We start from the raw sequence: 25,028 nt of genomic DNA on the forward strand, positions 1-25,028 counted from the left end.
GCCGACGGCCTATGGGTGCTTGCTCTTGGCGATACGACGGGCCATGAGCACGATGTAGCCGGCGAGCGATACGAAGGTGATGGCGTAGCCCGCCCACATGTATCCTTCCGTGGCTGGCGGGCCGGAACGCTGCGCGACGTACGCGACCGAATCCTGCGCGACGGCCAGCATGAACAGAGCATTCATGATCATGCGTTCTCCAGGACCGCGCGCGCATCACGCAACGCCGCCCAGCGCATGCGCACGCGAAGCAGGGCAAAGAACAACAGGATGTACGCCACGATGGCCATCAGGAACGTGAGCAGCATCTCGGGCGGCAACGAGGGCTTTTCCGGCTTCAGCACTACCGGCCCGGGGTGCATGCCGCGGAAGAGGCGCACCGTCAGGTGAATGAAGGGGACCAGCAACGCCGCAAGCGACCCCATGACCGCCGAGAGGCGCGCGCGGCTTTCCGGACTCTCCACCGCCCCGCGCAACACGAGGTACCCCAGCACCAGCAACCAGAGGAACAGCGTGCTGGTGATGCGCGCTTCCCATACCCACCAGGTGCCCCAGCTCGTACGCGCCCACACCGGGCCGGTCACCAGGACGATGCCCATGAACAGCAGACCAATTTCGGCGCTCGCTTCGGCCAGCCGGTCGAGCCGTTCGTCCTTGATCCAGAGGTACAGAATGCTGGCAATGGCCAGCAAACTGCAGGAGATGTAGAGCCCCACGATGGCCGCGGGCACGTGCATGTAGAAAATCTTCTGCGCGGCACCCAGCATGGCGTCCACCGGCGTGAACCAGATGGCGCGCACACTCACGGCCAGCACGGCGAGCAACGAGACGGCAAGGAACCCGTCAATCGCCTTGGCTTCGGGAAGACTGCCTGCGGAACTGGTGGTCGCCGTGACCGACGCCATGAGCACTACTCCTCGATCGTGAACGGAAAGACGACGAGACACGCCGTCACAAAAACCAGATCAAACGCCAGCAACAGCTTGAACCACGGCATCGCATCCGCGAGCGGCTGACCCCGCAGAATAACGGCCGACGTTTGCGCCGCGGGAATGACCAGCGGCACAAAGAACGGCAGCGTCATCATGGGCAACAGCAGCTCGGCCATGCGGGTGTTGCTCGCGACGGCGGCGAACAGCGTGCCCACCGCAGCCAGACCGAGCGACGCGCAGAACACGACGCCGATCAGCACGCCCCAACCGCTCCCCACCTGAAGATCAAAGAACAGCGCGACGGCCGGAAGCGTCAGCGCCTGCACTCCTGACACAAATGCGAGATTGGCCAGAACCTTTCCCGCAAAAATGGCTTCCCGGCTCACCTGGCTGGCCAACAGCCCATCGTAGGCCCGTTCCGACAATTCCAGTCCGAACGACCGGTTGAGCCCCAGCAACCCGGAAAAGGTAAAGATCACCCAGAGCACCCCCGGCGCGAGATCGAAGGCTGGAATGGCCGTTGGATCCCACGTGAACCGGAAGATCACCACCGCCAGCACCGCAAATACGGTGGCGGCCAGAAAGGCGCTGCGCGTGCGGAACTCGATCAGCAGATCCTTGCGGGCAATGCGGAGTGCGTCGGCCAGAAAGTCCGGCGCCGTGTGCTGAGCGCTCACGCAATGCCCTCGTGCACGAGGGACCGATACAGTGCCTGGAAGCCCGTCAGGTCGAATCCGCCGGCCGGGGTCTGTTCATCATGCACCAGCCGTCCTGTTCGCATGATCACCGCCCGGGTGGCGAGGGCAATGCCCTCCACCAGATTATGCGTCACCAGCACCAGTGTGGCTCCACCCGCCTTGAGGTCACGAAGCGCCTCAGTGAAGGCCAGGGCCCCCACTTCATCCAACCCGGTATAGGGCTCGTCCAGCAGCACCAACCGGGGTTCGTGCACCAGCGCGCGCGCAATGGAGACCCGCTGCTGCAGCCCGCGGCTCAGGAAACGGACCGGCATCTGCTCACGATCCAGCACCTTCAACCGCTTCAACACGGCGGTGGTCGCCTGATCCGCTGCCACGACGCCCTGACACTCAGCGGCAAACCGCACATTCTCCCGCACCGTAAGCGCCGGGTACAGCATGGAATAGTGGCTGATGAGCCCCACCAGACGCCGCGTTTCGGCCGGTCCCGGCAGGGGAACCCCATGCAGCCGGGTGGTGCCTTTGGTGGGCTTGAGCAGCCCCCCCAGGAGCCGCAACAACGTCGTCTTGCCTGCCCCGTTGGGACCAAACAAGGCCAGGCAGTCGCCCTCGCCCAACTGAAGCGACACGCCATCGACCGCCTTTTTGCCCCCGAACGCGCGCACCAGCCCCTCCGCCAACACGGCGGGCGCACCGGCGGCGACCGACGGGGCGGCCGCGACACCTGTCGCGATGGTTTCGGGAGGGATCGGCATCGATCTACATTAGCGGAAGCCGTCGTGCCCCGCGATGGACGGCCTGCTGTCCGTTGCGGGGGACCACCACTCCCCTGCCCCTCCTGCTGTCTTCCCACCGCCGGCCTCGCCGCATGAGCCGTCCATGAACGATATCGACGTCCTGCTCCAGGAAACCCGCAGCTTTCCCCCATCCGCCGAGTTCAAGGCCAAGGCCCATGTCCACGATTCGCGGCTGCACGATGACGCGGGCATGGCGCCACATGCCTTCTGGGCGCGCGAAGCGGCCACGCTGGATTGGATGAAGCCATGGGAAACGGTGTGCGAGTGGACGCCGCCGCGCGCCAAGTGGTTCACGGGTGGCACCCTCAACGTGTCGGTGAATTGCGTGGACCGGCACATTCACGGGCCGCGCCGCAACAAGGCCGCGCTGATCTGGGAAGGCGAGCCCGGTGATCGTCGCACGTGGACGTATTGGGACCTGTACCGCGAAGTGAACCTCGCGGCCAACATGCTCAAGCGGCTGGGCGTGACCAAGGGCGATCGCGTGGCGATCTACATGCCCATGATCGTCGAGTCAGTGATTGCCATGCTGGCGTGTGCACGCATTGGCGCCATTCACACCGTGGTCTTTGGCGGCTTTTCTCCGGACTCCTTGCGCGATCGCATCAACGATTGCGGGTGCAAGGTGCTCATCACCGCCGACGGCGGCTATCGTCGCGGGCAAACGGTGCCGCTCAAGCGCAACGCCGACGAAGCACTGAAAGAGTGTCCCACCATTGAACATGTACTCGTGGTGATGCGCCGCCGCAGCGGCGTAGGCGACGAGACGTTCGCCGAGATGCAGGAAGGGCGCGATCACTGGTGGCACCGTCTCAAGCGGCAGGTCCCCAAGTACTGCGAGCCGGAGGAGATGGATGCCGAAGACGTGCTGTTCATCCTCTATACGTCGGGGACCACGGGCAAGCCCAAGGGCATCGTGCACACCACCGGCGGCTATCTCACCGGCGCCGCGGCGACCACCAAGTATGTCTTCGATCTCAAGGACGAAGACGTGTATTGGTGCACCGCCGACATCGGCTGGATTACCGGCCACACGTATCTCACCTACGGGCCGCTCGCCAACGGCGCCACGTGCGTGATGTACGAAGGCGCGCCGGACTGGCCCGACAAGGATCGTTTCTGGCAGATCTGCGAGCGGTACGGCGTGACGGTGTTCTACACGGCGCCCACCGCCATTCGCGCCTTCATGAAGTGGGGCGCTCCTTTCGTGGAGAAACACGACCTGTCGCAGCTGCGGGTGCTGGGTTCGGTGGGTGAACCCATCAATCCGGAAGCGTGGATGTGGTACCACAAAGTCATCGGCAAGGAGCGTTGCCCCATTGTCGATACCTGGTGGCAAACGGAAACCGGCTCCATCATGATCACGCCGCTCCCCGGCGTGACCAGCACCAAGCCCGGCTCCGCCACCACGCCGTTCCCCGGCATCAAGGCCACGCTGCTCGATTCGCAGGCCAACGAGATTGCGGTGGGCGGCGGCCTGCTGGCCATTACCCATCCGTGGCCGAGCATGCTGCGAACCATCTGGGGCGACGATCAGCGCTACGTGGACACGTACTTCTCCAAGTGGGAGGGCCGACCCGATCTGTACTTCCCGGGCGACGGCGCCAAGCGCGACGACGATGGCTTCCTCTGGATTCTCGGGCGTGTGGACGATGTGCTCAACGTGGCCGGCCATCGCATCGGCACGATGGAAGTGGAGAGCGCACTGGTGGATCACCCGGCCGTAGCCGAAGCCGCCGTAGTGGGCAAGAGTCACGACCTCAAGGGTCAGGCCATTGCCGCCTTCGTGACACTACGGGCCGGATTTACCCAGAGCGGATCGCTGCGCGATGAACTGCGCGAACATGTCGCGCTGAAAATCGGTGCACTCGCGCGCCCCGACGACATTCTGTTCTCGGCCGACCTGCCCAAGACACGTAGTGGCAAGATCATGCGGCGGTTGTTGCGCGACATTGCCGAGGGACGCGCCCTGGGCGATACCACGACGTTGGCTGACCCATCGGTCGTGGCCAGCCTGAAGGACCAGTACGAAGCGCAGGAAAGCTGACGATACTATTGGCAACCCGGGATCTGCGTGACCTTCGGTACAGATGCCGGGTATGACTCGTCAGTAGGTTGGTCTGGTGTTGCGAAACCGGGGATGCACCTGGTTCGTAGTTATGCCAGATGGCTGGGTCTCCGTTTTCCGTCGTACCATGTCACTGCTCAGCAAACTGTTCCCCGAAACGCTCTTTCCCCGCAAGCTGTCGGCCGATGCCGAACAGCGGGTGCGCCTGGCGCAGGCGCGCGCGGAAGAGGCGCTCATTCGCACGCACGTGGAGAACGCGCTGATGTTTGTCGACACGCTTGCCACCGATGTGGGCTACGAACGGGCGCTCGACATTTATGTGCGGGAACTCGGCGTGGCCGATCCCTTGGCGACCGTGGTGGTTACACGGGCGCTGGTAGCGCTGGGAGAAGCGCTGGTGCCGGCACCGGAGGCCCTAAATGGCAACGGCACCGTGAGTGCGGTGCCGTTGCCGGAAATACGTCTTGACGAAGCGGCCGCGCGCCGGCGACGCGCGTGACGACGTAGCAACTCACGACGCACAACTCGAACGCAAAACCCGGAACTGATCAGTTCCGGGTTTTGCGTTTTGGTCGTGTATCGTGGGTTTCGTCGATGCGGTCCCCTTACTTCTTCGTGCTGTCCGGAGTGGGAGCAACTGCGGGAGCCGCCGCCGGCGCTGCCGCGGCGAGCGAGTCCACCACCTTCTTGAGCTGATCGAAGGTGAGGCCGCCGGCGTACACCTTGTTGCCCACAATGATGGTGGGCGTGCTGTTCACGCCGCGCTGCTGTCCTTCGGCGGCGTTGGCCTGAATACGCGGCAGATGCTTCTGGGAGTCCATGCAGCCGTTGTAGGCCGCCATGTCGAGGCCGATGGCCTGTGCCAGCGGTTCAATGACCTTGCGCGGATTGGTCGTGGACTGGGTGCTCCACTCCGGCTGGCTGGCAAACAGTTGATCGTGCATCTCCCAGAACTTGCCCTGATCATTGGCGCAGGCGGCCGCGAGGTGCGCGAACAGCGTGTTGCCGTGGATCTGGGTAAGCGGGAAATCGTAGAAGCGGAAGTTGGCCAGGCCGGCGTCCACGAGACGGGTCTTGATGTCGGGGCCCTGCAGCGTGGCGAACTGCCCGCAGCCCGGGCACTCGAAGTCGGCGAACTCCACAATCGATACCGGGGCGTTCGGATTGCCGCGCAGATACCCTTCCGCCTGCGGGAGCGCCGTACCGGCCGGCAGCTCAATGGGCTTGGGCTTGTTCTGCATGGTGCCCCACAGGGCAGCACCACCAGCCAACAGGACTACACCGATCACCGCAATGAATCCGGTGTTCGACTTTTTCTTCGGCGTCACCTTTGCCACTCGATCTCCTCGTCGTCGTCCGGCATGGCGCCGGTGGGGGTCCAGTATCTGCGCGTGGGCCTGCGCAGCACAGAAATGCTGTGGGAAGTGAGTGGAAGGTATGCGCCGAGTGGTTCTCTGCGCTATCCTGCCAGCGTGTACACCGAACACCTGCGAATTCCCGTGGGCGCGGGCGCCCTGCATGTGGAGCGACTGGGACGGGCGGGGCCGGCGGTCGTGCTGTTGCACGGCTTTGGTACCTGCTCCTTCCTGTGGCGTTCCGTGGCGCCTGCCCTGGCATCGGCTGGCTGCACGGTCGTCATGGTGGATTTGCTGGGGTTCGGCGAATCCGACCGGCCGGCTGGCGTGGCGTACGATCTGGCATCCCAGGCCGAATACGTGGAACGCGCCCTGACGGCGCTCCGGCTGGGGGCGGTTTCGGTGGTGGGGCAGGACGTCGGGGCGTTGGTCGGGGTTATTCTGGCGGCCCGTCATCCCGGGCGCGTGCAGCGACTGGCCCTGTTGGAAGCGCCGCTCCCGGACGACCTTCCCGGACCAGCGATCCGCTCGCTGCAGCGCCTGTCGGCGCTGTCGGCGCTGAGCGCCAACTCCCTGTTCGGGGCGCGGCCGTTGCTAGAGCCGCTGCTCTCGGACGCCGTGCACGATCCGGCGCAGATGCCGGAACGTCTGGTGATGCGGTACATGGCCCCCTGGGTGGGGACCAACGGGGCAGCCGAGCTATTGCAGCTGGCGAGCGCCATCTCGTTGTCAGATAACGATTTGAACGAGAGCCCCCTGGCTGGCGCCGAATTGTTTGCCGGCCAGACCCTGCTTTGGTACGGGGCCGGCGCAACGCTGTCGGGGAAGGACGCCGCGCCCGCCCGTGTCGCTGCCTGGCGGGCCCTGCTGCCGGCCGCCACCCTGCGCCCTCTGGTGACCGCCCGGGCCCCAGGCGCACTGGTGCCGGAGGATGACCCGGCCGCCTTACGTGCAGCGCTTCTGGCGTTTCTTGCGTAATTCCAGAGGCGGCGGCAGTCGCCGGTGAGCTGTCAACCCCCTCAGGCCCTAGGAAGGGGGTGCCTCATCTGTTAACTTTCCCATGCTGCACCGGAGTCGCCGGTCAGCTTGTTCGACGCACTACCCAGAGGAAATGGCTAAGCCCAAGCTTCGTCCGCGTCGTGATTCCATGGCGCCTTCTCCCTATCAGGAGGCCCGTGACGAGATGTTCCAGCAGATCATGCAGTGCGGTGTAATCGGGTGTCATCCCGAAGACCAGAAGGAGTGGTTCGACGCCACGATGGTCTACATTCAGGATCGTTATCCTGAGCTCAAAGCTCCGGAAGTTACGGAACTGCGTACGCTCGGCGAGCGCTTTGCGCAGCCGACCAAGAAGCAGGAAACCGCGAACATCTGAACGCTGCGGTAATAGAACAGACGCCATCGCAGGCGCCCCCAAAAGGGGCGTTTGCTTTTTCCCTCATGAGATCTGCGATCTGTGATCTGTGATCTCCGATCTGCGATGCAGAGCGTGAGAGTGTTGCGAGTGGAGACAATGCGATGGATATCGAATATGAGAGTGTTCAGACAACGACGACGATGCGAGGCCCGAGCACTTCGTCCGCGCGCAGGTGCCCCACACGGGCACCGCTGGGTAGGGGCGGGGCCCCGCAGTTACCCCGGACGCCGCTGGAACAGCGGTCGTCCCCGCCGTAACGCCGCAGTTACCCACGCTCGTGGAGGGCACATCCGCACGGAGGCAACCACTCGCACTTCTCATTGTCGTGGTCATCTCGCCGCTCACATTCGATATCCATCACATTGTCTCCACTCGCAACACTCTCACCTCCAGATCTCACCTCGGCAATCGCGCATCTCGCCTCTCAGTTCCGTACGCGTTCGCGCCAGAGCATGAGGGTGTAGTCTACGGTCGCCGCCACGCCCACGAGGAAGACGAACCACACCAGCGCGTCGGTGGCGGACGGCGCCAGCAGCACGACGAGGAACGTGATCAGCTGCAGCACCGTCACCGCTTTGCCGAGCAACCGTGCCTTGAACGTGATGGGACGAAGCCAGCTCACGTTACGGGCCACGAACCAGCCAATGATGGACATCACATCGCGAAACATGAGCGCGATGGCCTGCCATACACCCAATTGCCCGCCAGCCACATAGCCGACAACCACGCACAGGGCAAAGAATCGGTCGGCCACCGGATCCACCAACGCCCCAATGCGTGATTGTGCGTGCGTGCGCCGCGCAATCCATCCGTCGAGGAAATCGGTGAGGGAGGCGACGGCAATGAGGGCCAGCCGCATGGGGACCGCGTCGAGGACCAGAAAGCCAAAGCCCAGTGCCACACGAGATGTGGACACCAGATTGGGGACCGTGACGATTCGCGTGGCATCGGTAGCGCGCGGCATGACGGTAAGCTACCCGTTTGTGGCCCCGGGGTGCCAGCGATCCGTCGCGGCCATTATCGTCACTGAAGAATGCTGCACGACGCCCTGAGAGATCCGTTGCCGCTGGTGGTGGTGGGCATTGCTGCGGCCGTGCTCGCCTGGGACGTCGCGTTGGCCGGGTGGATTGCCGCGCGCCGCGAGGCCCCGCGTGCGTTCACGCAGCTCGCGGCCTTCTGCGGACTCCTGGTCGTGCCGTCGCTGGTGGTTGGCATTGCCTCGGCCACCGAGGCTGGCGCCCGCACCATTTCGGGGATCACCTGGATCATCCCGGTGGTGGCCATCGCCATGGCGCTGCAGGTCCTGTACGCGCTGCTTGCGCGCCTCGTGTCGGTACTTGTTGGCATCCCCATCCTGCTGTACGATCTGGTGCTCGTGGCCATCGCCGTTGGCGATTATCTCGTGGCACAAACCGGATCGGCGCCGCTGGCGCTGCAATCGGTGCTGTCGGCACGTGATGTGATTGTCGGTATCACGGTCGGGCGCGCTGCGCTGGTGTCGCCGTTGACCGCGCTCGTTCCCATGATTGCGCCGGCCTATCCGGCACGGTGGCGGCTCTCCGGTGCCGTGCGCGCGGTTTTGGTACTGGCCGCCACGGCACTGACGACACTGTTGGTGATAGAATGGCCGCGAGGAGTGGCGGCCGTGCGTAGCTATCAAGTCGCCGCCGGCGAGCCCATGCAGGCGCGCCCACGTGGCGATTTCGTGATTGGGGTGCGGCTGTATCCGGTGCTGGACGGTGCGCCGCCGGCGCGAGCCGTGAAGGCCGACGCCCCGCTGATCACGGCGTTCGCTCCCGACGTGGTGCTTATCCTGCTGGATACCGAAGGCACGCGAGGCGCGGCTCTCGATTCGCTGGCGCGGGTGCTGGAGCCACTCCGCGCCGACAGCGTACGCATTGCCGTGGGACTGCGAGTGGAAGGCCGTCCCTCCTCATTCGACGATACCGACCGGCTGGCGGCCATTGAGCGCGTCCTCACGCGGGTAAAGCCCGACGTATTCTTTCCGGCGCTCGCCGATCCGTTGCCCCGCTGGTTTGCCGCCACGCCCCCGACCGTGGCGTGGTGGCGCGACATGATGGCGCGCGCCGCCCGCGAAGTGGAGCGGGTCCGCCCACGGACACGGCTCGGTTGGAGTGCGTCTCGCCTCGACGTGATCGACAGCGCCGTGTATGCATGGGCCGCGCAGCCCGACGCACCAGTGGAGATCATTGGCGCCGCGATCTATCCCAGCTTCAGCGGACTCCCGGCGGTGAACGCACGCCTGCGCGCGCTGGAACGATGGCATGCCCAGAGCCAGCAGCGCGGGGGCGGGACTCAACCCCACTGGCTGGTGAACGTGGGCGGGCTTCCGCATGCCCACGGCGATGCGGCACAAACCGCTGCCATTCGACGCGCGCTCGCCTGGGGCTCTCGTCGTCCGTGGATTGGCGCGGCCATCATTGGCGAACCGGCAGACTACGACGGTTGGCTGGGGTTACGTGCCGCCAACGGCCGGCCGCGCGCCGCAATCGGTGCCATTGGCCTTGCGGCCCGTGAACTGCGCGAAGTGCGCGCCGGACGCTAAATCAGCGTCCCGCGCACCACACCTTCCACGACCCGCGCCGGATCGAAGTACTGCTGCGCCAGGCGCTGCACGTCGTCGGCGGTCACGCGACGCAGGTGGTCCGTGACGTCGTGTCGCTCATGCAGCCCCTCGCCGAAGAGCCACGCATCAACCATCTCCGACATCACCGTACCACCGGACTGTTGTGCAATGGCGTGCGCCCCAATGAGGTAGCGGGTGGCGCGCTCGAGTTCTTCCGCGGTGGGCGGGGCCTCGCGGAACCGCGCGAACTCCAACAACAGGCCCTCGCGCGCTTCCTCTTCCCGATCGGGGCCGGTGGCGATGTACGCGCCGAAGGCACCGCCCGCAATGCGCTCCAGCGGGAATGCCTGCACGGTGTACGCCAGTGACTGCTTGTCCCGTAACTGTTCGAAGAAGCGTCCACCCAACCCGCTGGCAATCGCCGACAGCACCCGCGCGGCGAAGCGCGCCGGTTCGGTGCGCGACGGCCCCGGGAAGAGCATGGCAATGGCCGTCTGCTGCTTGGCACGGGACTCAATCGTGCGATGCGATTCGGCGGGCCAGGCATGCGACGGTAGCGCGCTTTGCTCGCGATGGACCAACGTGCCCAGGTGCCGCTGCATGAGCTGCGCCACGTCGTCCGGTGTCACATCCCCCACAACCGCAATGACGGACGCGCCGCGCATGATCTGCTGCGCGTGGAACGCCCGCACCTGATCCGCCGTCAGCGCCGCAAGCGACGCCTCACTCCCCAACACCGAACGGGCATACGGATGCGCACCGTAGGCGCCAATCGTGGCCAGACGCAGCGGCCAGCGGTACATGTCATCACGCACCCGGGTGACTTCGGTGAGCGCCAGCGCCCGCTCTGTTTCAATCGCTTCGTCCGCGAAGATGGGACGCTGGATGACATCCCCCAGCAATTCCGTCGCCGCCGACAAGTGACGCACTGGCACCGACATGCTCCAACCGATGTTTTCCAATCCGGCGCTCACGCCGATACTGCTTCCCAGTTCCTCGGCCGCTTCGGCCACCTGCGCACCCGTCCGGGTGCGGGTGCCCTTGAGCGAACTCTGCATGGCGATGCGGGCCAGCCCCTCGTGGGCCACATCATTGAGCACGGCACCGCCACGCTGAAACACGCCAAGATTCACCAAGGGGGCCCCCGGACGTGGCAACACCAGCACGGGAACACCCTGGGTGGTGCGATACACCTGCACCTCGTCGTGCTGTTCGGCCGCGAGATGCACATGGATTGCAGGGGCCGCAATGGCCACGTGCGCGACCGGGGGCGTGGCCATGGACGACGGCGGCATCACGGCACTGCCAAGACCGGCCTCCGCCTCCAGCAGTGCGCGTAGGGCGTCATCCGACTCCACCACCGGCGATGCGCCATCCGGCCGGTAGGAGACCATCGTTACCTGTGCCGGATCGAGATGGCGCTGCATCGCTCCCTGCACGGCGTCGGCATCAAGTGTGAGCAGCGCATCGTAGTAACGCGACGCCGCCTCCAGGCCGCCTTCGGCTTCCCACCCGGCGAGATATTGCGCCTGCCCATCCATGCTCTCCAACCGCCGCAACCAGCGCGCCTCGAGAATTCGCTGGGCACGCATGATTTCGCCGTGTCGGAATCCGTCGCTGCGCGCGGCCTGCACTTCGCGCCACATGGCGCGCATGGCGTCTCGGGCGGTGGCCGCCGCACCCTCAGTATGCGCCACGAAAACACCCACGTCGCCGGAGGTGTAGTTCCACGCCGTGACACCGCTGGCCAGCTGCTCTTCGCGCACCGCGCGGTACAACCGCGACGCCCGCCCCGTGCCCAGCGCAATGCCGGCGAGATCGAGCGCTGGGGTGTCGGCATGTCCAAGGGCCGGCACGCGCCAGCCGAACGCGACGTGCTGTTGCGCAATGTCTCCGCTCCATTCCTTGCGACGGAGCCCCGGGAGCTGCACCTCCTGCGGCCCGCGATCACGCGCGGGCGCGCCGGCATCGAGCGTGGCATAGCGGGCGTACACCTCGGTGCGGACCTGCTCGAGCTCCACATCGCCCACAATGCACAGCACCGTGTTGTCGGGGCGATACCAGCGCCGATAGAAGCCCACCAGCTGTTCGCGCGACAGCCCCCGCAGCCCCACTTCCTCACCAATACGCCAGCGGCGAATGCGATGATGATCGTGCAGCACGGCGTACAGCGACTCGATGGCCACCGCGTACGACGTATCGCGCTTGCGCTTGGCTTCCTGAATGATCACTTCCAATTCACGCGCCAACTCTTCCCCATCAATCACACTGCGCGCATAGGCATCGAACTGGATCTCCAACCCGGCCACAAATCCCGACGACGGCAGCACCGTGTAATAGCTGGTGTGATCGTAAATCGTGTGGGCGTTGAGATAGCCACCATTCGCCTTCGTTTCCCGCGCGATCTGCCCAACCCCACGGGTGGGCGTGCCCTTGAAGAACATGTGCTCGAGCACGTGGGCGATCCCCACCACATCATCCGTCTCGTCGAAGTAGCCGGCCTTGACGTACGTGACGATGGACACGACCGGTGCCGACGGATCGCGCCGCACCAGCAGCGTCAGTCCGTTCGGGAGCACTTCGCGGTGGGTGTCGTGGTGCAGAGCGAGTGCGTCGCTGGGACGCAGCAGCGTGTGGGTCATGGGGGGGGAACAGGCGGGTACCCGGGCGGCGCCATTGGCGCGCCGGGTGGAAGCATGGGGGGATTGCACTGTTGCCAGTCGCCCGGGCCGGCCCGCTCCAACCAGCGACGCGCTTCGTCTACGCGTTGCAGGCGAACGAGCGCGCAGCCGAGAAAGCCTTGCGCGGTGCGATCGGCGGGATCGAGTTGAATGGCGCGCACGTAGAAGCGCCGTGCGATTTCGGGCTGCCCGTCGGCCAGCATGAGCGACGCCAGCTCGCGCGCCGCAATGCTGCTTTGCGGCGCCAGTCGCACAGCGTTGGTGAGAAAACGCCGGGCCCGCGCGAGGTCCCCTTCTTCGCGGGCAATGCGTCCGAGGTACACCAAGGGCCTGGCATCACCGGGGTCAGATTGTGCCGCTTGGACAAAGGCCGCCCGCGCCACCTCACGGGCCCCTCGCTGATACGCGGCCACGCCGTCATTGAGGGCGCGCTCGGCGCGTCCTCTTACGTACCACCACACCCCCCCAGCGACACAAACGGCCACCAGGAGCAACGCCCCCAATCCCAGGTAGAGGCGACGGCGATGCGACGAGGTAGCGGGTGGATCCACATCCATGTGGGCCGGGGCGGCATCGGGAGCAGGCGGCGGGCTGTAGCTCCTTGGCGTCGGGGAAGCGGAGGCCGCCGGAGGGGCGTACTGCGGCGCCGCCGGGGGCGCATAGTCGGGGGCCGCGGGTGGCGCATACGGCGAGGCCGCTGGCGGGGCGAACGACGGCGGCGGCGCGCTGGGGACCGCATGATCGAGGGCCATCCAGGCTTCGCGAACGATGAGCCGTTCGGCTTCGGTGGTTGCGGCCCCCGACGACCGATCCGACCAATCGCTCAGCGCCACCAGCGCGTGGGCATCCGACAAGGTGATGAGCCCCAAACGTCGGACTTCGCTGACCAGCGCCTGACCGGTCAGCTCCGGCCGCCCGAGCACCATCTGCAACAGCTCCTGGGCCGAGCGCCACAGCGCTGGCGCCGTGGCCACTTCGGGGGTGGCGAAGACGACTCGCGCCGCGTCAAGCGCGGCGCGAGGATTCGCAGGGGGGAGGCTCACCGCACAATGCGCAGCATACCAGCATCCGCCCCACCGCGCAGAAACGCTTCGGGGGCGTGCGAGGCCACGCGCAGTCCGGTCGCGCCATAGAATCGGCGCGCCTCCATGGCCATGTATTCGTCGAGGGGGCGACCGGCATCGCGCGCATCGCGCAGCGCCTGCACGATCTCTTCCCAGCTGCCTTCAAACGAGCTGCCATCGCGCATGATGACGCGATGCACGCCGTTGTCGGCCATCAGTACGTCGGTGGACGTGCTCTCGTGCTCGCCCTGCTCACCGGCCTGCTGCTGACCGACGAGGCCGGTCAGCAGCGAGCCGAGTGCTTCGAGCTGGTTCTGGGACTGCTGCTCTTCCGACTGCTCCTCTTCCATGGCGGCCTGCTCCACTTCGGCGAGCAGCTCATCGATGGCATCGGGCTCACCGGCAAGCTCCGTCAGGCGCGCTTCCCACGGCTTCAGTTCCCCGTCGTCGTCGCTGAGCTTGTACACCGACTTCTTGAGCTCAATGAGACGCCAGATACCAAGCTCATCCCAATGATCGTCCGGGGTGGTCTTTTCAAACTCAACCAGCGCACCGTCCATATCGCCGGCGTCGTAGAGCAGATTGGCGAGGTACACCCGCCCTTCGGCGAACTGTTCGTCGAGCACGAGGGCCCGACGCAACGCCACCATGGCCTCCACATCGTTGCCAAGGCGGTGCTGCGCATAGCCAATGCAGGCCACGGCTTCGGCAGAATCCTCGGCGTGCTGCACGGCCCGCTCGAAGAACGGGAGCGACTGCTCCACGTACCCCTCGCGGAAGAGGGCCCGACCGATTTGGAGCATGAGGTCTACGTCGTCTTCGTAGCCCAGTTCGATGGTCCGTTCGAACGAGCGCAGGCCAGCGTCCGTCTGCCCGAACTTGAGAAGCACCTCACCAAAGCCGGCGAGGGCATCTTCGTGTTCAGGATCGAGCGTCAGTGCTTCTTCGAAGTTGCGCCGGGCCCACGCGAATTCTTCGCGGGCCAGGCGCGCATACCCGGTGCCGACATGCAGTTCGACGGCCGACGGATACAGCGCGAGTCCTTCACGCAGCAACTGGAGCGCGTCATCGTACTTCCCCTCGTTGTAGAGGGAATGCGCGCGCTCGTCATATTCCTCGGAACTCAGGAACGGGTTGGACATTGCGAGACAGGCCTCCGGATCGAGCGGGTTACCGGATAGTACCGTATTCGACGGCTTTCGTTCAACACCTGGGCGCTACCTGCGGGACGCGGCGGCGAGGCCGGCAAAGGTGGACGCGGGTCACGACTGCAACGCCACGGCAATCTGTCCGGCCAGCCGAGCGTTGTTTTCGAGCAACGCCAGATTGGCCTGGACGGACCGGCCATTGGTACGCTGTTGAATATCGGCAAGGAGAAAGGGGGTGACCGCAGCCCCGCGAATACCGGCGTCGGCGGCGGCCCGCAACGCAGCAACGGTGGCGGCCTCCACGAGCTCCACGGGCACCGCATGCTCAGCCGGCGGGGGGTGCACCACCAGCATGGCGCTGGTGCGCCCCAAAGCCCGGTGGGCACGCCAGGCGCGGGCGATTGCCTCCGGCGAATCCAGGCGCGCCGTGAGGCGCAGTCCCGTTGTCACGGAAAAGAAACCGGGCAGCTCGCTGGTGCCATATCCCACCACCGGTACGCCCAACGTTTCGAGGCGCTCCAAGGTGGCCGGGAGATCCAGAATGGACTTGGCGCCGGCACAGGTCACGATGACCGGCGTACGGGCCAGTTCGACCAGATCCGCCGATTCGTCAAAGGGGGCATCCCGGTGCACCCCGCCGATACCACCGGTGGCAAACACCTCAAGGCCACCCAAGGTGCACATGGCCAAGGTGGCGGCCACCGTGGTGGCCCCGTCGGCCTGATCGGCGACGGCAATACCCAGATCACGGGCCGACACTTTGCGCACCCCCTCGCGAGCGAGGAAGCGCTCGAGATCGTCCGGTTCCAGACCGAACGACGGGACGCCGCGCACCACGGCGGTCACGACCGGCGTCGCGCCAGCGGCGGCGACGGCGTCCATCATGCGGGTCGCCGCCTCGCGGTTGAATGGCGGCAGCAGCCCCTGCGCCAGCACGGAGCTTTCAAGGGCGACCATGGCACCACCGCGCTCGCGCGCGGCGTGAACGGCTGCGGTACTACAGGGGTGCGGCAGAGTGGCACTCACACTGGCCATAGTACAGCGCGGTGCACAGGGAGGCAACAGCATGGCCTCACACGTGCACCGCGGTCACTGCAAACCAGCGCCGGAATCAGACGGCGTCGTCGAACGCGTCGGCCTTGCGGTTCTCAACGAGTTCCCATTCGCTCGACGTGGGATCGTTCACGGCCAGCAGTTTGATGGTCTCGCCGGAATAGGCGTCAAACTCCTTGCCTTCGTTCTGGTAGACCTTGATCTGATGACCGCTCTCGAACTTGAGCACGATCAGCGGATGGGTGGAATTGGTGTACTGCTTGCGCAGCTTCTTCGGAGGCTGGAGGCTCATCGTCTTCGGGGGGCAAGGGGACCGGCGAAGGAACACTCCAAGTTGGTGCAAAGTGCTCCGGGACGCCAGACGGAGTTCCTGTTTATCGCATCATGGCACAGGTTATGCCATCATCGGGTATGTTCAGTTGTCCCCTTACTGGAGAACACGATGGCTTTTTCTGTTCGCACGCTCCTGCTGCCTGCCGTTCTGCTGGTCCTTCCGACCGTAGCCTCAGCCCAGGCGCCTCTCGTCACGGATCAGACGCCTTCCAGCGCGGTCGCTCAGGCACCAGCGATTGTCACGGGCGCCACGCCCCTCACCACCGCCGCCACGGCACCGGTGGCCGGTCAGCTGGCAGAAGCGCAACCCGTCGCGCTCAAGGCCCGCACCGCGCCGGCGCCGGCTCCCAAGGCCCCGCGGGGGGACACGTCCAACAATCGGGCGCTTATGATTGTTGGCGGGGTGGGTCTGGTGATAGGCGCGGTAATCGGTGGCGACGCAGGCACCCTTGTCATGCTTGGCTCGGCTGGCGTGGGTCTGCTCGGCCTGTACCGCTTTCTGCAGTGATCACGGCCGCCCCGATTCGGGGCGGCGCGGCACCATTCGCACCGGCGATTGCCTTCAGGCGATCGCCGGTTTTGCGTCCACCGGGTGATGGTGTGCTTTGGGGCGCCGGGGATCCCGCGCTTCCAGCCACGCATAGAGGACCGGCAATACGAACAGCGTGAGCACCGTGCTGGTAACCAGCCCGCCAATCACCACACTGGCCAGCGGCCGCTGCACTTCGCTCCCGGGGCTCGTACTGAGAGCCATGGGGACAAACCCCAGACTGGCGACCAATGCCGTCATGAGCACCGGCCGCAGCCGGTCGGCCGCTCCCCGTATTACCCGTCCGGCCACCGTCTCATCTTCCGGATCGTCGCTCAGGCGCATGTGGTTGAGATGTTCCACCATGACCACACCATTGAGCACGGCAATGCCGAACAGCGCAATGAACCCGATGCTTGCCGAGAGACTGAGGTTGAGGCCACGTAGCCAGAGGGCGGCAATGCCACCCACCAGGGCAAACGGCACATTGGAAAGCACCAGCACCGCCTGCGACACTGACCGGAACGAGAGAAAGAGCAGTCCGAAAATCAGGACCAGCGCGAGAGGCACCACCACCGTGAGCCGCCCCATGGCCCGCTGCTGATTCTCATATTGCCCGCCCCACTCCAGGAACACGCCCGGCGGCAATTTCACCTCGCGGGCTATCCGGGTGCGTACTTCCTGCACGAAGCTGCCAAGGTCGCGACCACGCACATTGCTCAGCACCAGTGACCGACGTTGCGCATCCTCGTGGCCAATGAGTTCCGGGCCGGTGGTACTCTGCACATCGGCCACCGCCGTGAGCGGCAACAGTTCACCGCCCGGGGCGCGAATGGTGAGCCTACCAATCGCAGCGGCATCGGCACGATATGCATCGGGGGTGCGGACAACGATATCTACCCGCCGGAAGCCATCAATCAGTTCGGCGGCCTTCTGGGACCCCATCGCCATATCCACGGCGTCACGCACATCCGCCACGGACAGGCCATACTGCGCCAAGGCTTCGCGCCGAATCTGCATGCGCACCTGCCCACTGCCGTCGGCGACTTCCACACCGACATCGGCATTGCCAGGCACGGTGGCGACAATGCGCAACAGCCGTTCGGCGATCGCCTGATTCTGGTCGAGATCGGGACCGACCACCTTGATCCCCAGATCGGTCTTGATACCGCTCTCGGCCTCATCCAGACGCATGGCCAGCGGCTGCGTGAACGACACATCCAACCCCGGTACCACGCGCAACGCCGAGTCGAGCTTGGTTACCAGTTCTTCCGTGCTGGATGCCGACGTCCATTCGTCGCGCGGCTTGAGGATGACGTACATGTCCCCCTCAAAAAGTCCCATGGCTTCAGTAGCGAGATCGGGGCGTCCTTCCTTGGTGACCGTCGTGACGACTTCGGGGAACTGCTTCACGATGCGCTCCGCCGCCAACGACAGCCGGGTGGCATCTGCCAGATCCACGCTTGGCATGCGACGGGTGGTGATCAGAATGGAGCCCTCGTCCAACTTGGGCATGAACTCCGTGCCGATGCGTGTGAGCGAGGCGACCGCAATCACCACCAGAACCGCCGACACGACGACAATGGGCTGCGGACGCTGGAGCACACCGGCCAGCGCGCTCCGATACCGCTGCGTGAGTGAGACCATCCACTTGGCCGGTTCGCCGTGCCCTTCCCGTAGCGCCCAGCTCGACACGGCCGGCACGTAGGTAAGCGCCAGGAACAACGACCCCAACACCGCGCACACCACCGTGAACGCCATGGGCTTGAACATGCGCCCTTCCATGCCATCCAAGGTGAAGATGGGGATGTACACGGCCACGATGATGGCAATCCCGAACAGGATGGGGCGTCCCACTTCGACGGCCGCGCGTTCAAAGAGCCCCTGCTTATTGGTCCCCGTGTGCGTCTCCATGCGGCGGATGAACCCTTCCACCATCACCACGGAGGCATCCACTATGAGCCCGAAGTCGAGCGCCCCCAGACTCATGAGGTTGGCGCTATACCCGAACAGCGCCATCCCCACGAACGCGATGAGCATGGAGATGGGGATGACGGAGGCCACAATGAGCGCCGCCCGCACGTTGCGCAGAAACAGGAAGAGCACCGCGATAACGAGCAGGCCACCTTCAACGAGGTTCTTGATGATGGTGTTGGTGGTACGCGCCACCAGGTCGGTCTGATCGTAGAACGGCACCACCTTCACGTGTGACGGCAACGAGGTCTTGATCTCCTCCATGCGGACGCGCACGGCAGCGATGACCTTGCGGGAGTCGGCACCCTTGAGTTTGAGCACCATGCCGCTCACGACCTCTTCCTCACCATCCTTGGTCACGGCACCGTTGCGTGGATGGGCGCCAAGGCGCACGGTGGCGACATCGCCCACACGCACCGGGGCACCGCGGTGCGACCCCACCACCACTCGCTCCACCTCCGCCGCCGACTCCACCCGTCCCAGTCCGCGCAGCGTGTAGCGCTCTCCGTTCTGCTCAAGATAGCTGCCACCGAACGCCAGCGTGTTGTTCGCGAGCGCGTTGTGCACATCCACGACCGTGTGCTGATAGCCCGCCAGCCGGACCGGATCGACAATGACTTCCACCCGCTCCGTGAGCCCGCCCCAGGAGTTCACTTCACTGACACCGGGCACCGTGCGCAGCCGCGGACGCACGACGTAGTCGTGCAGGGTTTTTAGCTGCGCGAGGGAGAGCGAATCGCTGGTGAGCACGTACTGATACAGCTCGCCCATGGGCGTGGAGACCGGCCCGAGCGCCGGCTCAATGCCCACGGGCAGCGCGCCCTTGGCGTCCGACAGTCGCTGCTGTACCAGCTGCCGTGCGAAGTACACATCCACGTTGTCGGGGAACGGCACCGTCACCAGAGACAGTCCGAACTTGGACACCGAACGCACGCCTTCCGCTCCCGGCACCCCCATGAGCCCGGACTCGATGGGATACGTGACCAACCGTTCCACTTCTTCCGGCGCCATCCCGGGCGCGACGGTGATGACTTCCACCCGCGTACCAGTGAGATCAGGGAAGGCATCGAACGGAATGTGCTGCAGCGCGTACAGGCCGGCGGTCATCAGGGCAAGCGTGAAGCCCACCACCACGCCGCGTCTTCGCAGCGCAAAATGAATCAGCGATTTCATGTGCTACTCCCCGCCGCCGGCACCACGGCGCTTGAGCAGCTCCGCCTTGGCGATGGCGGCACCACGCACCACCACCGCCGTGCCCTCCGGAAGGCCCGACAGCAGTTCCACGCGCTCCGCGTTTCGCCGTCCCACTCGCACCGGCATCGCCTTGATGAACAGTCCTTCGCCGCGCGGTTCCGACGCAAACACCACCGTATCGCCCTCCAGCGCCTGGACGGCACCGGCGGGGACGGTGAGTGCCGAGGTGGTACCGCTGCCGCTGATATCCGCCTGAACAAATGTTTCGGCACGCCCCACCGTTTTGCCTCGGCGCGTAGCGATGATTTGCACCATGCGCGTGAGCGTATCCACCGTGGGGGCCACGCGGGTTACCACGGCATCGAAGTGCTCCCCGGGGACCTCGGTGAGCGTATAGCGTACCGTAGCGCCCGTCTGAATACCCACCGCCTGCTGCTCCGGCACGTGCATTTCGATCTGCAGCTTCTCCGGGCTTCCGACGGTGACCAGCGGTGTGCCGGGGAGCACCACCGTGCCGGGCTGCGCCTCCCGTGAGGTGACCATGCCGGCAATCGGGGTGCGGATAATGACATCATGTTCGTCGGCACCTGCGGGCAGAGGGCCCAGGCCGGCCAGGTGTTCCACCAGCGCCCGCGCCCGGTCACGCTCGGCGACCGCCTGATCGTAGTTGGCGAGCGCAACCCGCTGCGCCACGTCCGCCCGTTCCAGTTCTGCCCGGGACATGGCTTTGTTGTCAAAGAGGCGTTTCGCCCGCGCGGCGGCCGTGATCGCCAGATCGCGTTCTGCTTCCATGGCGCTCACGCGCGCGGTGCCGCTGGCGAGGCTGCTGCGCGCGTCCATGATCTCGTGGCTGTGAATCATCACCAGCGCCTGCCCGGCAGAAACGCGATCGCCCACCCGCACCGTGACGTGCGTAATACGCCCCTCCGTAATGGAGCCAATGGTTTCGAGGCTGTTGGGATCCAGCTCCAGGCGCCCCGGGACGGTAACCGAGGCTCGCCAGGGCGCGGTGCGCGCGGTATCGATGGAGAGCCCGGCGATCTTGACGGCCTCCGCCGAGAGCGTGGCGCTGTCGAGCGTGGCCATCGATGCGGCCTCCGCGGCCGCATCGCCAGCAGGCGCCGACTCGGTACCTCCACACGCGTACAATGTGGCGACCGAGAGCATCAGCATCGTGCCGATGGCGGGACGCGCCACCTTCGTTGAACGGAATGACAGAACAGGCATGATCAGCGACCAGAGGGAGTCGAAGCGAGCACAGGGAGATCCAACGGGCTGTCGGCGTGCAGCCGGGCCCCGAGCGATCGTTCAAGTTCGAGCCGGGCCATCCAGGCATCACCGGCCCAGCGGAGCTGCGCCTGCATGGCGTCGGCGGCAGCACGCTCGGCGTCGAGCAGCTCCGTCAGCGTGATGTGCCCTTCGCGGTATGACAGGCGGGCAATCCGTGCCACGTCAGCGCCGCGCGCGTCAAAGGTTCCCGCGTCGAGCGCCGCCGATTGCACCTCCCGGTAGTGTTGCAGTGCACTCAGCACACCACCCTGCACCACCCGCAGCAGATCGTCACGCCACACGCGGGCCTCATTCAGTTGCCCGGTTGCCCGCTGACGCGCGCCACTATTGCGATTGAACACCGGCATGGGCATGGCCAGCCCAACCTGACCCGTCATGAATCCGCCAGTTTCCTTGGTTCCGCCCTGGAGTTGCACTTCTCCCAACACGCCGCGGTGTTCGGCTGTAAGGCGGCGCTGGGCTTCCTGCACCGCCGCCTCGCGGGCGCGCACTTCGGCCCGATGCGTGAGGGCTGCACTGACGGCCGTGGCGGAATCCGGCGCGCTGGGGAGCGTGGGCGCCTGGATGGCCGCGACCAGTGGGAGTTGCGTGTCGGATACGCCCAGCAAACGGGCCAGCTCTGTGCGGGCCACGATGGCCTCATTGCGCGCGCTCACCAGGGCCACCCGCGCGCGGTCTGCCTCCAGCGACGTGCGCAGGCCCACGGCCTCGCTCACGAGTCCTTCGCGCAGACGCTCATTATCCACCCGGGCGATCTCCCGCAGCGCGTCATGCTGCTGCGTGACGATCTCGAGGGTGCCGAGCGCGGAGGCGGCGCGCAGCCAGGCGCGTGCCACGGTCAGTTCCGCATCGCGCTGGTCGGCGCTGGCGTCGGCAGTGACCCGCTGTCGGCCAGCCGCGGCCGCCTGACGCAAGGCGAGGCGACGGCCAGAGAAATCAAAGGGGAGGTAAACGGTGGCAAAGATGTCCGGCTGCAGCGGACTGCCAAGATTTTCCCGCCGCCATTCGATACTCGGGTTCATCCACTGTGTGGATTCGCCAACCTGCCCCAGCCCTACTTGCCGACGGGCATCGGTCATTTTGCGGAGCGGTCCGGATTGTCGGGCCACAGCGAGGGCCTCCGGCAATCCCAACGTGGATTGCGCCTGGAGTGGCGAGGGGGCGCCGGCAGCGAGCAGCAGCGTGGCAACGGCCACAGTGGGCAGTACACGGATCGCAGACATGGGACCAACGTACGGTCTGTACATGAATGCTTCGTGAACTGGTGCGTACGCCGGGATTGCACTCCGCCGTGCGTTCCTGCGCCGGTCGCAGTATCACATGCCCGGTCGGCAGCGGCGAAAACGACGGTTGGCCGTGCGATTAGTCACAAGGAAGCAACATACTTGTTTAAGTACTGGTCGTTCCAAGCCGATGAAATGGGAGAGGCGACGACTCCGCCTTTCGAAATTCCCCCAGCTCCCTATGCCGTGCCTGTCCCGACGCCCATGTTTACGAACGCGGTGATCGATGCCGATCGCCAGGCTCCTGATCCACTCTCCCTGCTCGTCCGCGCCTATGATCGCGCGATTCGGGCCTGCGAGACGTTTGATCATCGGGGGGCCATTGCGTCCATCTCTGTCCTCCGGGACGCCCTCGACCTCGATTCCCCCGCGTCCCGCAGCTTCGACTCCCTGTACAAGTGGTGTCTCGAGCGTGTTGATGCGCACGATTTCATGGGTGCGGCGCAATGCCTGCGAACGCTCCGCGACGCATGGCGCCGGGCCAGCCAGCCTTCACCGCTGGTCAGTCCTTCGACCTGGGACGACCTGCCCATCTGCTGAACAGGGCGCGGCGCGCACCGGCATCAGGTGGCCGGGACCGCCAGAGGCAACGCCACGGTAAAGCGGGCACCGCCCAGGTCACTCCGGTCCACGAGAATATCGCCGGCATGCCGCCGCACAATCCAGGCGGCAATGGCGAGACCGAGACCGCTCCCATCCGCCCGCCGGTGGCGCGCGGACTCCGCTCGATAAAATCGGTCGAAGATACGGCCGCGGTCTTCGGTAGCCACGCCGGGGCCATCGTCTTCCACGGTGAAGATGGCACGCCCGTTCTGCGGACGCACCGACAGACGAACAGTTCCCGCCACGGCGCCATAGCGTAGCGCGTTATCCACGAGCACGCCGCAGAGTCGCGCGAGCAAGGTGGCATCGCCCTCGATGGGCGTTTCTTCGAGCGCGTTCACTTCCAGACGCACCCCGAGTTGCTGTGCCTGCGGTTGCCACCGCGGGATTTCGTCCGCAATGAGGTCATCGAGAAACAGCCGCGAGGCGTTCGTCATGACCTCGTCGCCCGTTGCGTCGGCGCGCGCCAGCTGCAGCAATTCATCCACCTGATGGGTCACGGCGCGGAGTTCACAGTCGAGCGCCGAGAGAATATCCTCCCGCTCGGCCACGGTGGGCACGTGCGCGGCCGACAACAGCGCCAATTCCACGCGGGCGCGCATGCGCGCAATGGGGGTGCGAAGTTCGTGGGCGGCGTCCGCGAGAAATTGCCGCTGTTGCGTGAGCGCGCCGTCGAGGCGATCGAGCAGGGCGTTGAAGCGCGTCCCCAGCCGTCCCAGCTCATCGTCAGGATCGCTGATAGGCAATCGCGCCCCGCTCGCCGGCGCAATGCGCGCGGCGGCGGCCGCCATGCGACGTACCGGCTCCAGCGTTCGGCCCGTCAGCCACCAGCCGGCAATGGCCGCCGCGAGCACCAGCAGCGGAATTCCAAAGAGAAACCACCGATCAATGCGTCCCTGGAGGCCCTGCATATTGGCCAGACTGGCATCCACTTCCACCTGCCACCCTGGCGCCAGATCAGGGTCGAGCGGAAAGCGCACCGACTGGAGCGGCGTAGCGATCGATTTCACCTGCGCGCGCGGCATCCGCGTGCGCGTGCGGAACAGGGTGCCATCGGGTCGCCGGTAGCGAATGATGCGATCCTCGAAGACCAGTTCACCGGAGATATGCGTGAGCGTGGCGTCGATGGTGCGGTACTCATTCACTTCCGTGCGGAAGAACTGGGTGACCAGTCCGGCGGATGCGCGCACCGACTCCTCAAATTCCCGCTCGAGGGTGGCTCGCAGGGCAAAGCGCAGCACCGTGGCCGCACTCACCAGTACCAGCAGCAGGGTCGCCGCATACAGCACCGTGAAGCGCAACCGGATGCGTGGACGACTCACATCGCGGGGCATCACTCGCGCGGTGGGGCCAGGCGGTACCCGGCACCGCGCACCGTACTGAGGAGCGGTTCGTCGTGCGGGCCGTCCACTTTCCGTCGCAAGCGGGCGATGTAGACGTCAATCACGTTGCTCATGGGGTCGAAATTGTCGTCCCATGCATGTTCACCAATGAATTCCCGGGTCAGCACCCGGCCGGAGGCGCGCATGAGCACCTCAAGGACGGCAAACTCCTTGGTGGTCAGGGTGATCTCGCGTGCGCCCCGACGGGCTTCCCGGGTGGCCGGATCGAGAATGAGGTCACTGACCTGCAGTCGGGTAGGAGCCGCGTGATCGGGACGACGCAACAGGGCGCGCACGCGGGCCACGAGTTCGCCAAGGGCGTAAGGTTTGACGAGGTAGTCGTCCGCGCCGAGATCAAGCCCGGCGATGCGGTCGTCCACCCCGTCACGCGCCGTGGCCATGAGGATGCGGGGGGCTGGCACCCGGGCCCGAAACACCGTGCAGAGGGCAAAGCCATCGTCGTCGGGGAGACGAATATCCAGAATCACGGCATCATATGGGCTGACGGCAGCCAGTTCGCGCGCCATCTTCCCCGTAGCGGCGGGATCAACGGCAAAGCCCGTTGCCCGGAGGTATGCCGTTGCGCTCTCACGCAGCGTATCGTCGTCTTCCACCAGGAGCACACGCATGCCTGTAATCT

At 65.6% G+C, this 25,028-nt stretch carries 23 protein-coding genes; 7 read left to right on the plus strand and 16 right to left on the minus strand.

All coding sequences use genetic code 11. From position 1 onward, the window contains the following. Positions 1–9: 9 nt before the first annotated feature. Genes GEMMAAP_RS13450 through GEMMAAP_RS13465 form a run of 4 tightly spaced genes read right to left on the minus strand, consistent with a single transcriptional unit; the run spans position 10 to position 2,385 of the window. Positions 10–192, minus strand: coding sequence for a hypothetical protein (locus tag GEMMAAP_RS13450; RefSeq protein ID WP_026848776.1), 183 nt, complete (start codon positions 190–192; stop codon positions 10–12). Next, on the minus strand, positions 189–947 hold the full coding sequence (ccsA, locus tag GEMMAAP_RS13455; RefSeq protein ID WP_158514860.1) for a cytochrome c biogenesis protein CcsA: 759 nt from the start codon (positions 945–947) through the stop codon (positions 189–191). The genes GEMMAAP_RS13450 and ccsA overlap by 4 nt, the downstream gene beginning before the upstream one ends. Beyond that, positions 911–1,609, minus strand: coding sequence for a heme exporter protein CcmB (locus GEMMAAP_RS13460; protein WP_053333762.1), 699 nt, complete (start codon positions 1,607–1,609; stop codon positions 911–913). Before GEMMAAP_RS13460 ends, ccsA begins: the two co-directional genes overlap by 37 nt. Next, positions 1,606–2,385: an ABC transporter ATP-binding protein gene (locus GEMMAAP_RS13465; RefSeq protein ID WP_053333761.1), complete on the minus strand. Its 780-nt coding sequence runs from the start codon at positions 2,383–2,385 to the stop codon at positions 1,606–1,608. Before GEMMAAP_RS13465 ends, GEMMAAP_RS13460 begins: the two co-directional genes overlap by 4 nt. A gap of 124 nt (positions 2,386–2,509) precedes the next feature. On the opposite strand from GEMMAAP_RS13465, the gene acs reads away from it, so the two are divergent. Together acs and GEMMAAP_RS13475 are read left to right on the plus strand one after the other, a co-directional pair. Further along, a complete protein-coding gene (gene acs, locus GEMMAAP_RS13470) occupies positions 2,510–4,474 on the plus strand; it encodes an acetate--CoA ligase (RefSeq protein ID WP_026848774.1) in 1,965 nt (654 codons plus the stop codon). Positions 4,475–4,622: 148 nt separating this feature from the next. Next, on the plus strand, positions 4,623–4,994 hold the full coding sequence (locus GEMMAAP_RS13475; protein ID WP_026848773.1) for a hypothetical protein: 372 nt from the start codon (positions 4,623–4,625) through the stop codon (positions 4,992–4,994). A 106-nt stretch (positions 4,995–5,100) separates the two neighbouring features. Here the strand turns inward: GEMMAAP_RS13475 and GEMMAAP_RS20325 are convergent, their stop codons facing one another. Continuing rightward, entirely contained in the window at positions 5,101–5,823 is a 723-nt protein-coding gene (locus GEMMAAP_RS20325; protein WP_158514861.1) for a DsbA family protein, read from the minus strand. 144 nt (positions 5,824–5,967) lie between these two features. Between GEMMAAP_RS20325 and GEMMAAP_RS20330 the strand changes: the two genes are divergently transcribed. Further along, positions 5,968–6,828: an alpha/beta fold hydrolase gene (locus GEMMAAP_RS20330; protein ID WP_158514862.1), complete on the plus strand. Its 861-nt coding sequence runs from the start codon at positions 5,968–5,970 to the stop codon at positions 6,826–6,828. A gap of 133 nt (positions 6,829–6,961) precedes the next feature. After that, entirely contained in the window at positions 6,962–7,225 is a 264-nt protein-coding gene (locus tag GEMMAAP_RS13490) for a hypothetical protein (RefSeq protein ID WP_145979139.1), read from the plus strand. A 466-nt stretch (positions 7,226–7,691) separates the two neighbouring features. Here the strand turns inward: GEMMAAP_RS13490 and GEMMAAP_RS13495 are convergent, their stop codons facing one another. Further along, positions 7,692–8,231 (minus strand): CDP-alcohol phosphatidyltransferase family protein, encoded by a 540-nt coding sequence (locus GEMMAAP_RS13495; RefSeq protein ID WP_053333758.1) that lies wholly within the window; start codon positions 8,229–8,231, stop codon positions 7,692–7,694. A gap of 69 nt (positions 8,232–8,300) precedes the next feature. Between GEMMAAP_RS13495 and GEMMAAP_RS13500 the strand changes: the two genes are divergently transcribed. Continuing rightward, positions 8,301–9,833, plus strand: coding sequence for a hypothetical protein (locus GEMMAAP_RS13500; RefSeq protein ID WP_026848771.1), 1,533 nt, complete (start codon positions 8,301–8,303; stop codon positions 9,831–9,833). On the opposite strand, the gene GEMMAAP_RS13505 is transcribed toward GEMMAAP_RS13500, so the two are convergent. The 5 genes from GEMMAAP_RS13505 to GEMMAAP_RS13525 form a co-directional block, all read right to left on the minus strand. Further along, positions 9,830–12,496 (minus strand): M16 family metallopeptidase, encoded by a 2,667-nt coding sequence (locus tag GEMMAAP_RS13505; RefSeq protein WP_026848770.1) that lies wholly within the window; start codon positions 12,494–12,496, stop codon positions 9,830–9,832. The genes GEMMAAP_RS13500 and GEMMAAP_RS13505 overlap by 4 nt on opposite strands. After that, positions 12,493–13,578: a tetratricopeptide repeat protein gene (locus GEMMAAP_RS13510; RefSeq protein ID WP_026848769.1), complete on the minus strand. Its 1,086-nt coding sequence runs from the start codon at positions 13,576–13,578 to the stop codon at positions 12,493–12,495. Before GEMMAAP_RS13510 ends, GEMMAAP_RS13505 begins: the two co-directional genes overlap by 4 nt. Continuing rightward, the gene (locus GEMMAAP_RS13515) at positions 13,575–14,741 is read right to left on the minus strand and encodes a tetratricopeptide repeat protein (protein ID WP_026848768.1); all 1,167 of its coding nucleotides are present in this window, start codon (positions 14,739–14,741) and stop codon (positions 13,575–13,577) included. The genes GEMMAAP_RS13510 and GEMMAAP_RS13515 overlap by 4 nt, the downstream gene beginning before the upstream one ends. A gap of 120 nt (positions 14,742–14,861) precedes the next feature. Continuing rightward, complete coding sequence (locus tag GEMMAAP_RS13520; RefSeq protein ID WP_202969137.1) at positions 14,862–15,773, minus strand: pseudouridine-5'-phosphate glycosidase; 912 nt, start codon at positions 15,771–15,773, stop codon at positions 14,862–14,864. A gap of 85 nt (positions 15,774–15,858) precedes the next feature. Then, positions 15,859–16,092, minus strand: coding sequence for a hypothetical protein (locus GEMMAAP_RS13525; protein WP_026848766.1), 234 nt, complete (start codon positions 16,090–16,092; stop codon positions 15,859–15,861). A gap of 150 nt (positions 16,093–16,242) precedes the next feature. Between GEMMAAP_RS13525 and GEMMAAP_RS13530 the strand changes: the two genes are divergently transcribed. Further along, on the plus strand, positions 16,243–16,641 hold the full coding sequence (locus GEMMAAP_RS13530) for a hypothetical protein (RefSeq protein WP_026848765.1): 399 nt from the start codon (positions 16,243–16,245) through the stop codon (positions 16,639–16,641). A 54-nt stretch (positions 16,642–16,695) separates the two neighbouring features. Here the strand turns inward: GEMMAAP_RS13530 and GEMMAAP_RS13535 are convergent, their stop codons facing one another. The 3 genes from GEMMAAP_RS13535 to GEMMAAP_RS13545 are packed head-to-tail and all read right to left on the minus strand — an operon-like array spanning position 16,696 to position 22,343. Next, positions 16,696–19,809 carry an efflux RND transporter permease subunit gene (locus tag GEMMAAP_RS13535; protein ID WP_053333756.1) on the minus strand — a complete coding sequence of 1,038 codons (3,114 nt, stop codon included), beginning with the start codon at positions 19,807–19,809 and terminating at the stop codon, positions 16,696–16,698. Between the two features lie 3 nt (positions 19,810–19,812). Further along, positions 19,813–21,057: an efflux RND transporter periplasmic adaptor subunit gene (locus GEMMAAP_RS13540; RefSeq protein WP_043579489.1), complete on the minus strand. Its 1,245-nt coding sequence runs from the start codon at positions 21,055–21,057 to the stop codon at positions 19,813–19,815. 2 nt (positions 21,058–21,059) lie between these two features. Next, entirely contained in the window at positions 21,060–22,343 is a 1,284-nt protein-coding gene (locus GEMMAAP_RS13545) for a TolC family protein (RefSeq protein WP_026848763.1), read from the minus strand. Between the two features lie 246 nt (positions 22,344–22,589). Here GEMMAAP_RS13545 and GEMMAAP_RS13550 point away from each other — a divergent pair, with 246 nt between their 5' ends. Continuing rightward, positions 22,590–22,943, plus strand: coding sequence for a flagellar protein FliS (locus tag GEMMAAP_RS13550; protein WP_145979140.1), 354 nt, complete (start codon positions 22,590–22,592; stop codon positions 22,941–22,943). Between the two features lie 23 nt (positions 22,944–22,966). Here the strand turns inward: GEMMAAP_RS13550 and GEMMAAP_RS13555 are convergent, their stop codons facing one another. Together GEMMAAP_RS13555 and GEMMAAP_RS13560 are read right to left on the minus strand one after the other, a co-directional pair. Further along, on the minus strand, positions 22,967–24,328 hold the full coding sequence (locus GEMMAAP_RS13555; protein ID WP_158514863.1) for a sensor histidine kinase: 1,362 nt from the start codon (positions 24,326–24,328) through the stop codon (positions 22,967–22,969). Positions 24,329–24,339: 11 nt separating this feature from the next. Further along, entirely contained in the window at positions 24,340–25,017 is a 678-nt protein-coding gene (locus tag GEMMAAP_RS13560; RefSeq protein ID WP_026848761.1) for a response regulator transcription factor, read from the minus strand. Between the last annotated feature and the right edge of the window lie 11 nt (positions 25,018–25,028).

This window comes from Gemmatimonas phototrophica (assembly GCF_000695095.2).
Lineage (GTDB): Bacteria > Gemmatimonadota > Gemmatimonadetes > Gemmatimonadales > Gemmatimonadaceae > Gemmatimonas > Gemmatimonas phototrophica.

Excerpts from the sequence above, each read along its gene's own strand:
- GEMMAAP_RS13525 (WP_026848766.1), bottom strand. The coding sequence starts at position 16,092 with ATGAGCCTCCAGCCTCCGAAGAAGCTGCGCAAGCAGTACACCAATTCC.
- GEMMAAP_RS13535 (WP_053333756.1), bottom strand. The coding sequence starts at position 19,809 with ATGAAATCGCTGATTCATTTTGCGCTGCGAAGACGCGGCGTGGTGGTG.
- GEMMAAP_RS13540 (WP_043579489.1), bottom strand. The coding sequence starts at position 21,057 with ATGCCTGTTCTGTCATTCCGTTCAACGAAGGTGGCGCGTCCCGCCATC.
- GEMMAAP_RS13530 (WP_026848765.1), top strand. The coding sequence starts at position 16,243 with ATGGCTTTTTCTGTTCGCACGCTCCTGCTGCCTGCCGTTCTGCTGGTC.
- GEMMAAP_RS13545 (WP_026848763.1), bottom strand. The coding sequence starts at position 22,343 with ATGTCTGCGATCCGTGTACTGCCCACTGTGGCCGTTGCCACGCTGCTG.
- acs (WP_026848774.1), top strand. The coding sequence starts at position 2,510 with ATGAACGATATCGACGTCCTGCTCCAGGAAACCCGCAGCTTTCCCCCA.
- GEMMAAP_RS13560 (WP_026848761.1), bottom strand. The coding sequence starts at position 25,017 with ATGCGTGTGCTCCTGGTGGAAGACGACGATACGCTGCGTGAGAGCGCA.
- GEMMAAP_RS13465 (WP_053333761.1), bottom strand. The coding sequence starts at position 2,385 with ATGCCGATCCCTCCCGAAACCATCGCGACAGGTGTCGCGGCCGCCCCG.
- GEMMAAP_RS13505 (WP_026848770.1), bottom strand. The coding sequence starts at position 12,496 with ATGACCCACACGCTGCTGCGTCCCAGCGACGCACTCGCTCTGCACCAC.
- GEMMAAP_RS13450 (WP_026848776.1), bottom strand. The coding sequence starts at position 192 with ATGATCATGAATGCTCTGTTCATGCTGGCCGTCGCGCAGGATTCGGTC.
- GEMMAAP_RS13515 (WP_026848768.1), bottom strand. The coding sequence starts at position 14,741 with ATGTCCAACCCGTTCCTGAGTTCCGAGGAATATGACGAGCGCGCGCAT.
- GEMMAAP_RS13500 (WP_026848771.1), top strand. The coding sequence starts at position 8,301 with ATGCTGCACGACGCCCTGAGAGATCCGTTGCCGCTGGTGGTGGTGGGC.
- GEMMAAP_RS13475 (WP_026848773.1), top strand. The coding sequence starts at position 4,623 with ATGTCACTGCTCAGCAAACTGTTCCCCGAAACGCTCTTTCCCCGCAAG.
- GEMMAAP_RS13495 (WP_053333758.1), bottom strand. The coding sequence starts at position 8,231 with ATGCCGCGCGCTACCGATGCCACGCGAATCGTCACGGTCCCCAATCTG.
- GEMMAAP_RS13490 (WP_145979139.1), top strand. The coding sequence starts at position 6,962 with ATGGCTAAGCCCAAGCTTCGTCCGCGTCGTGATTCCATGGCGCCTTCT.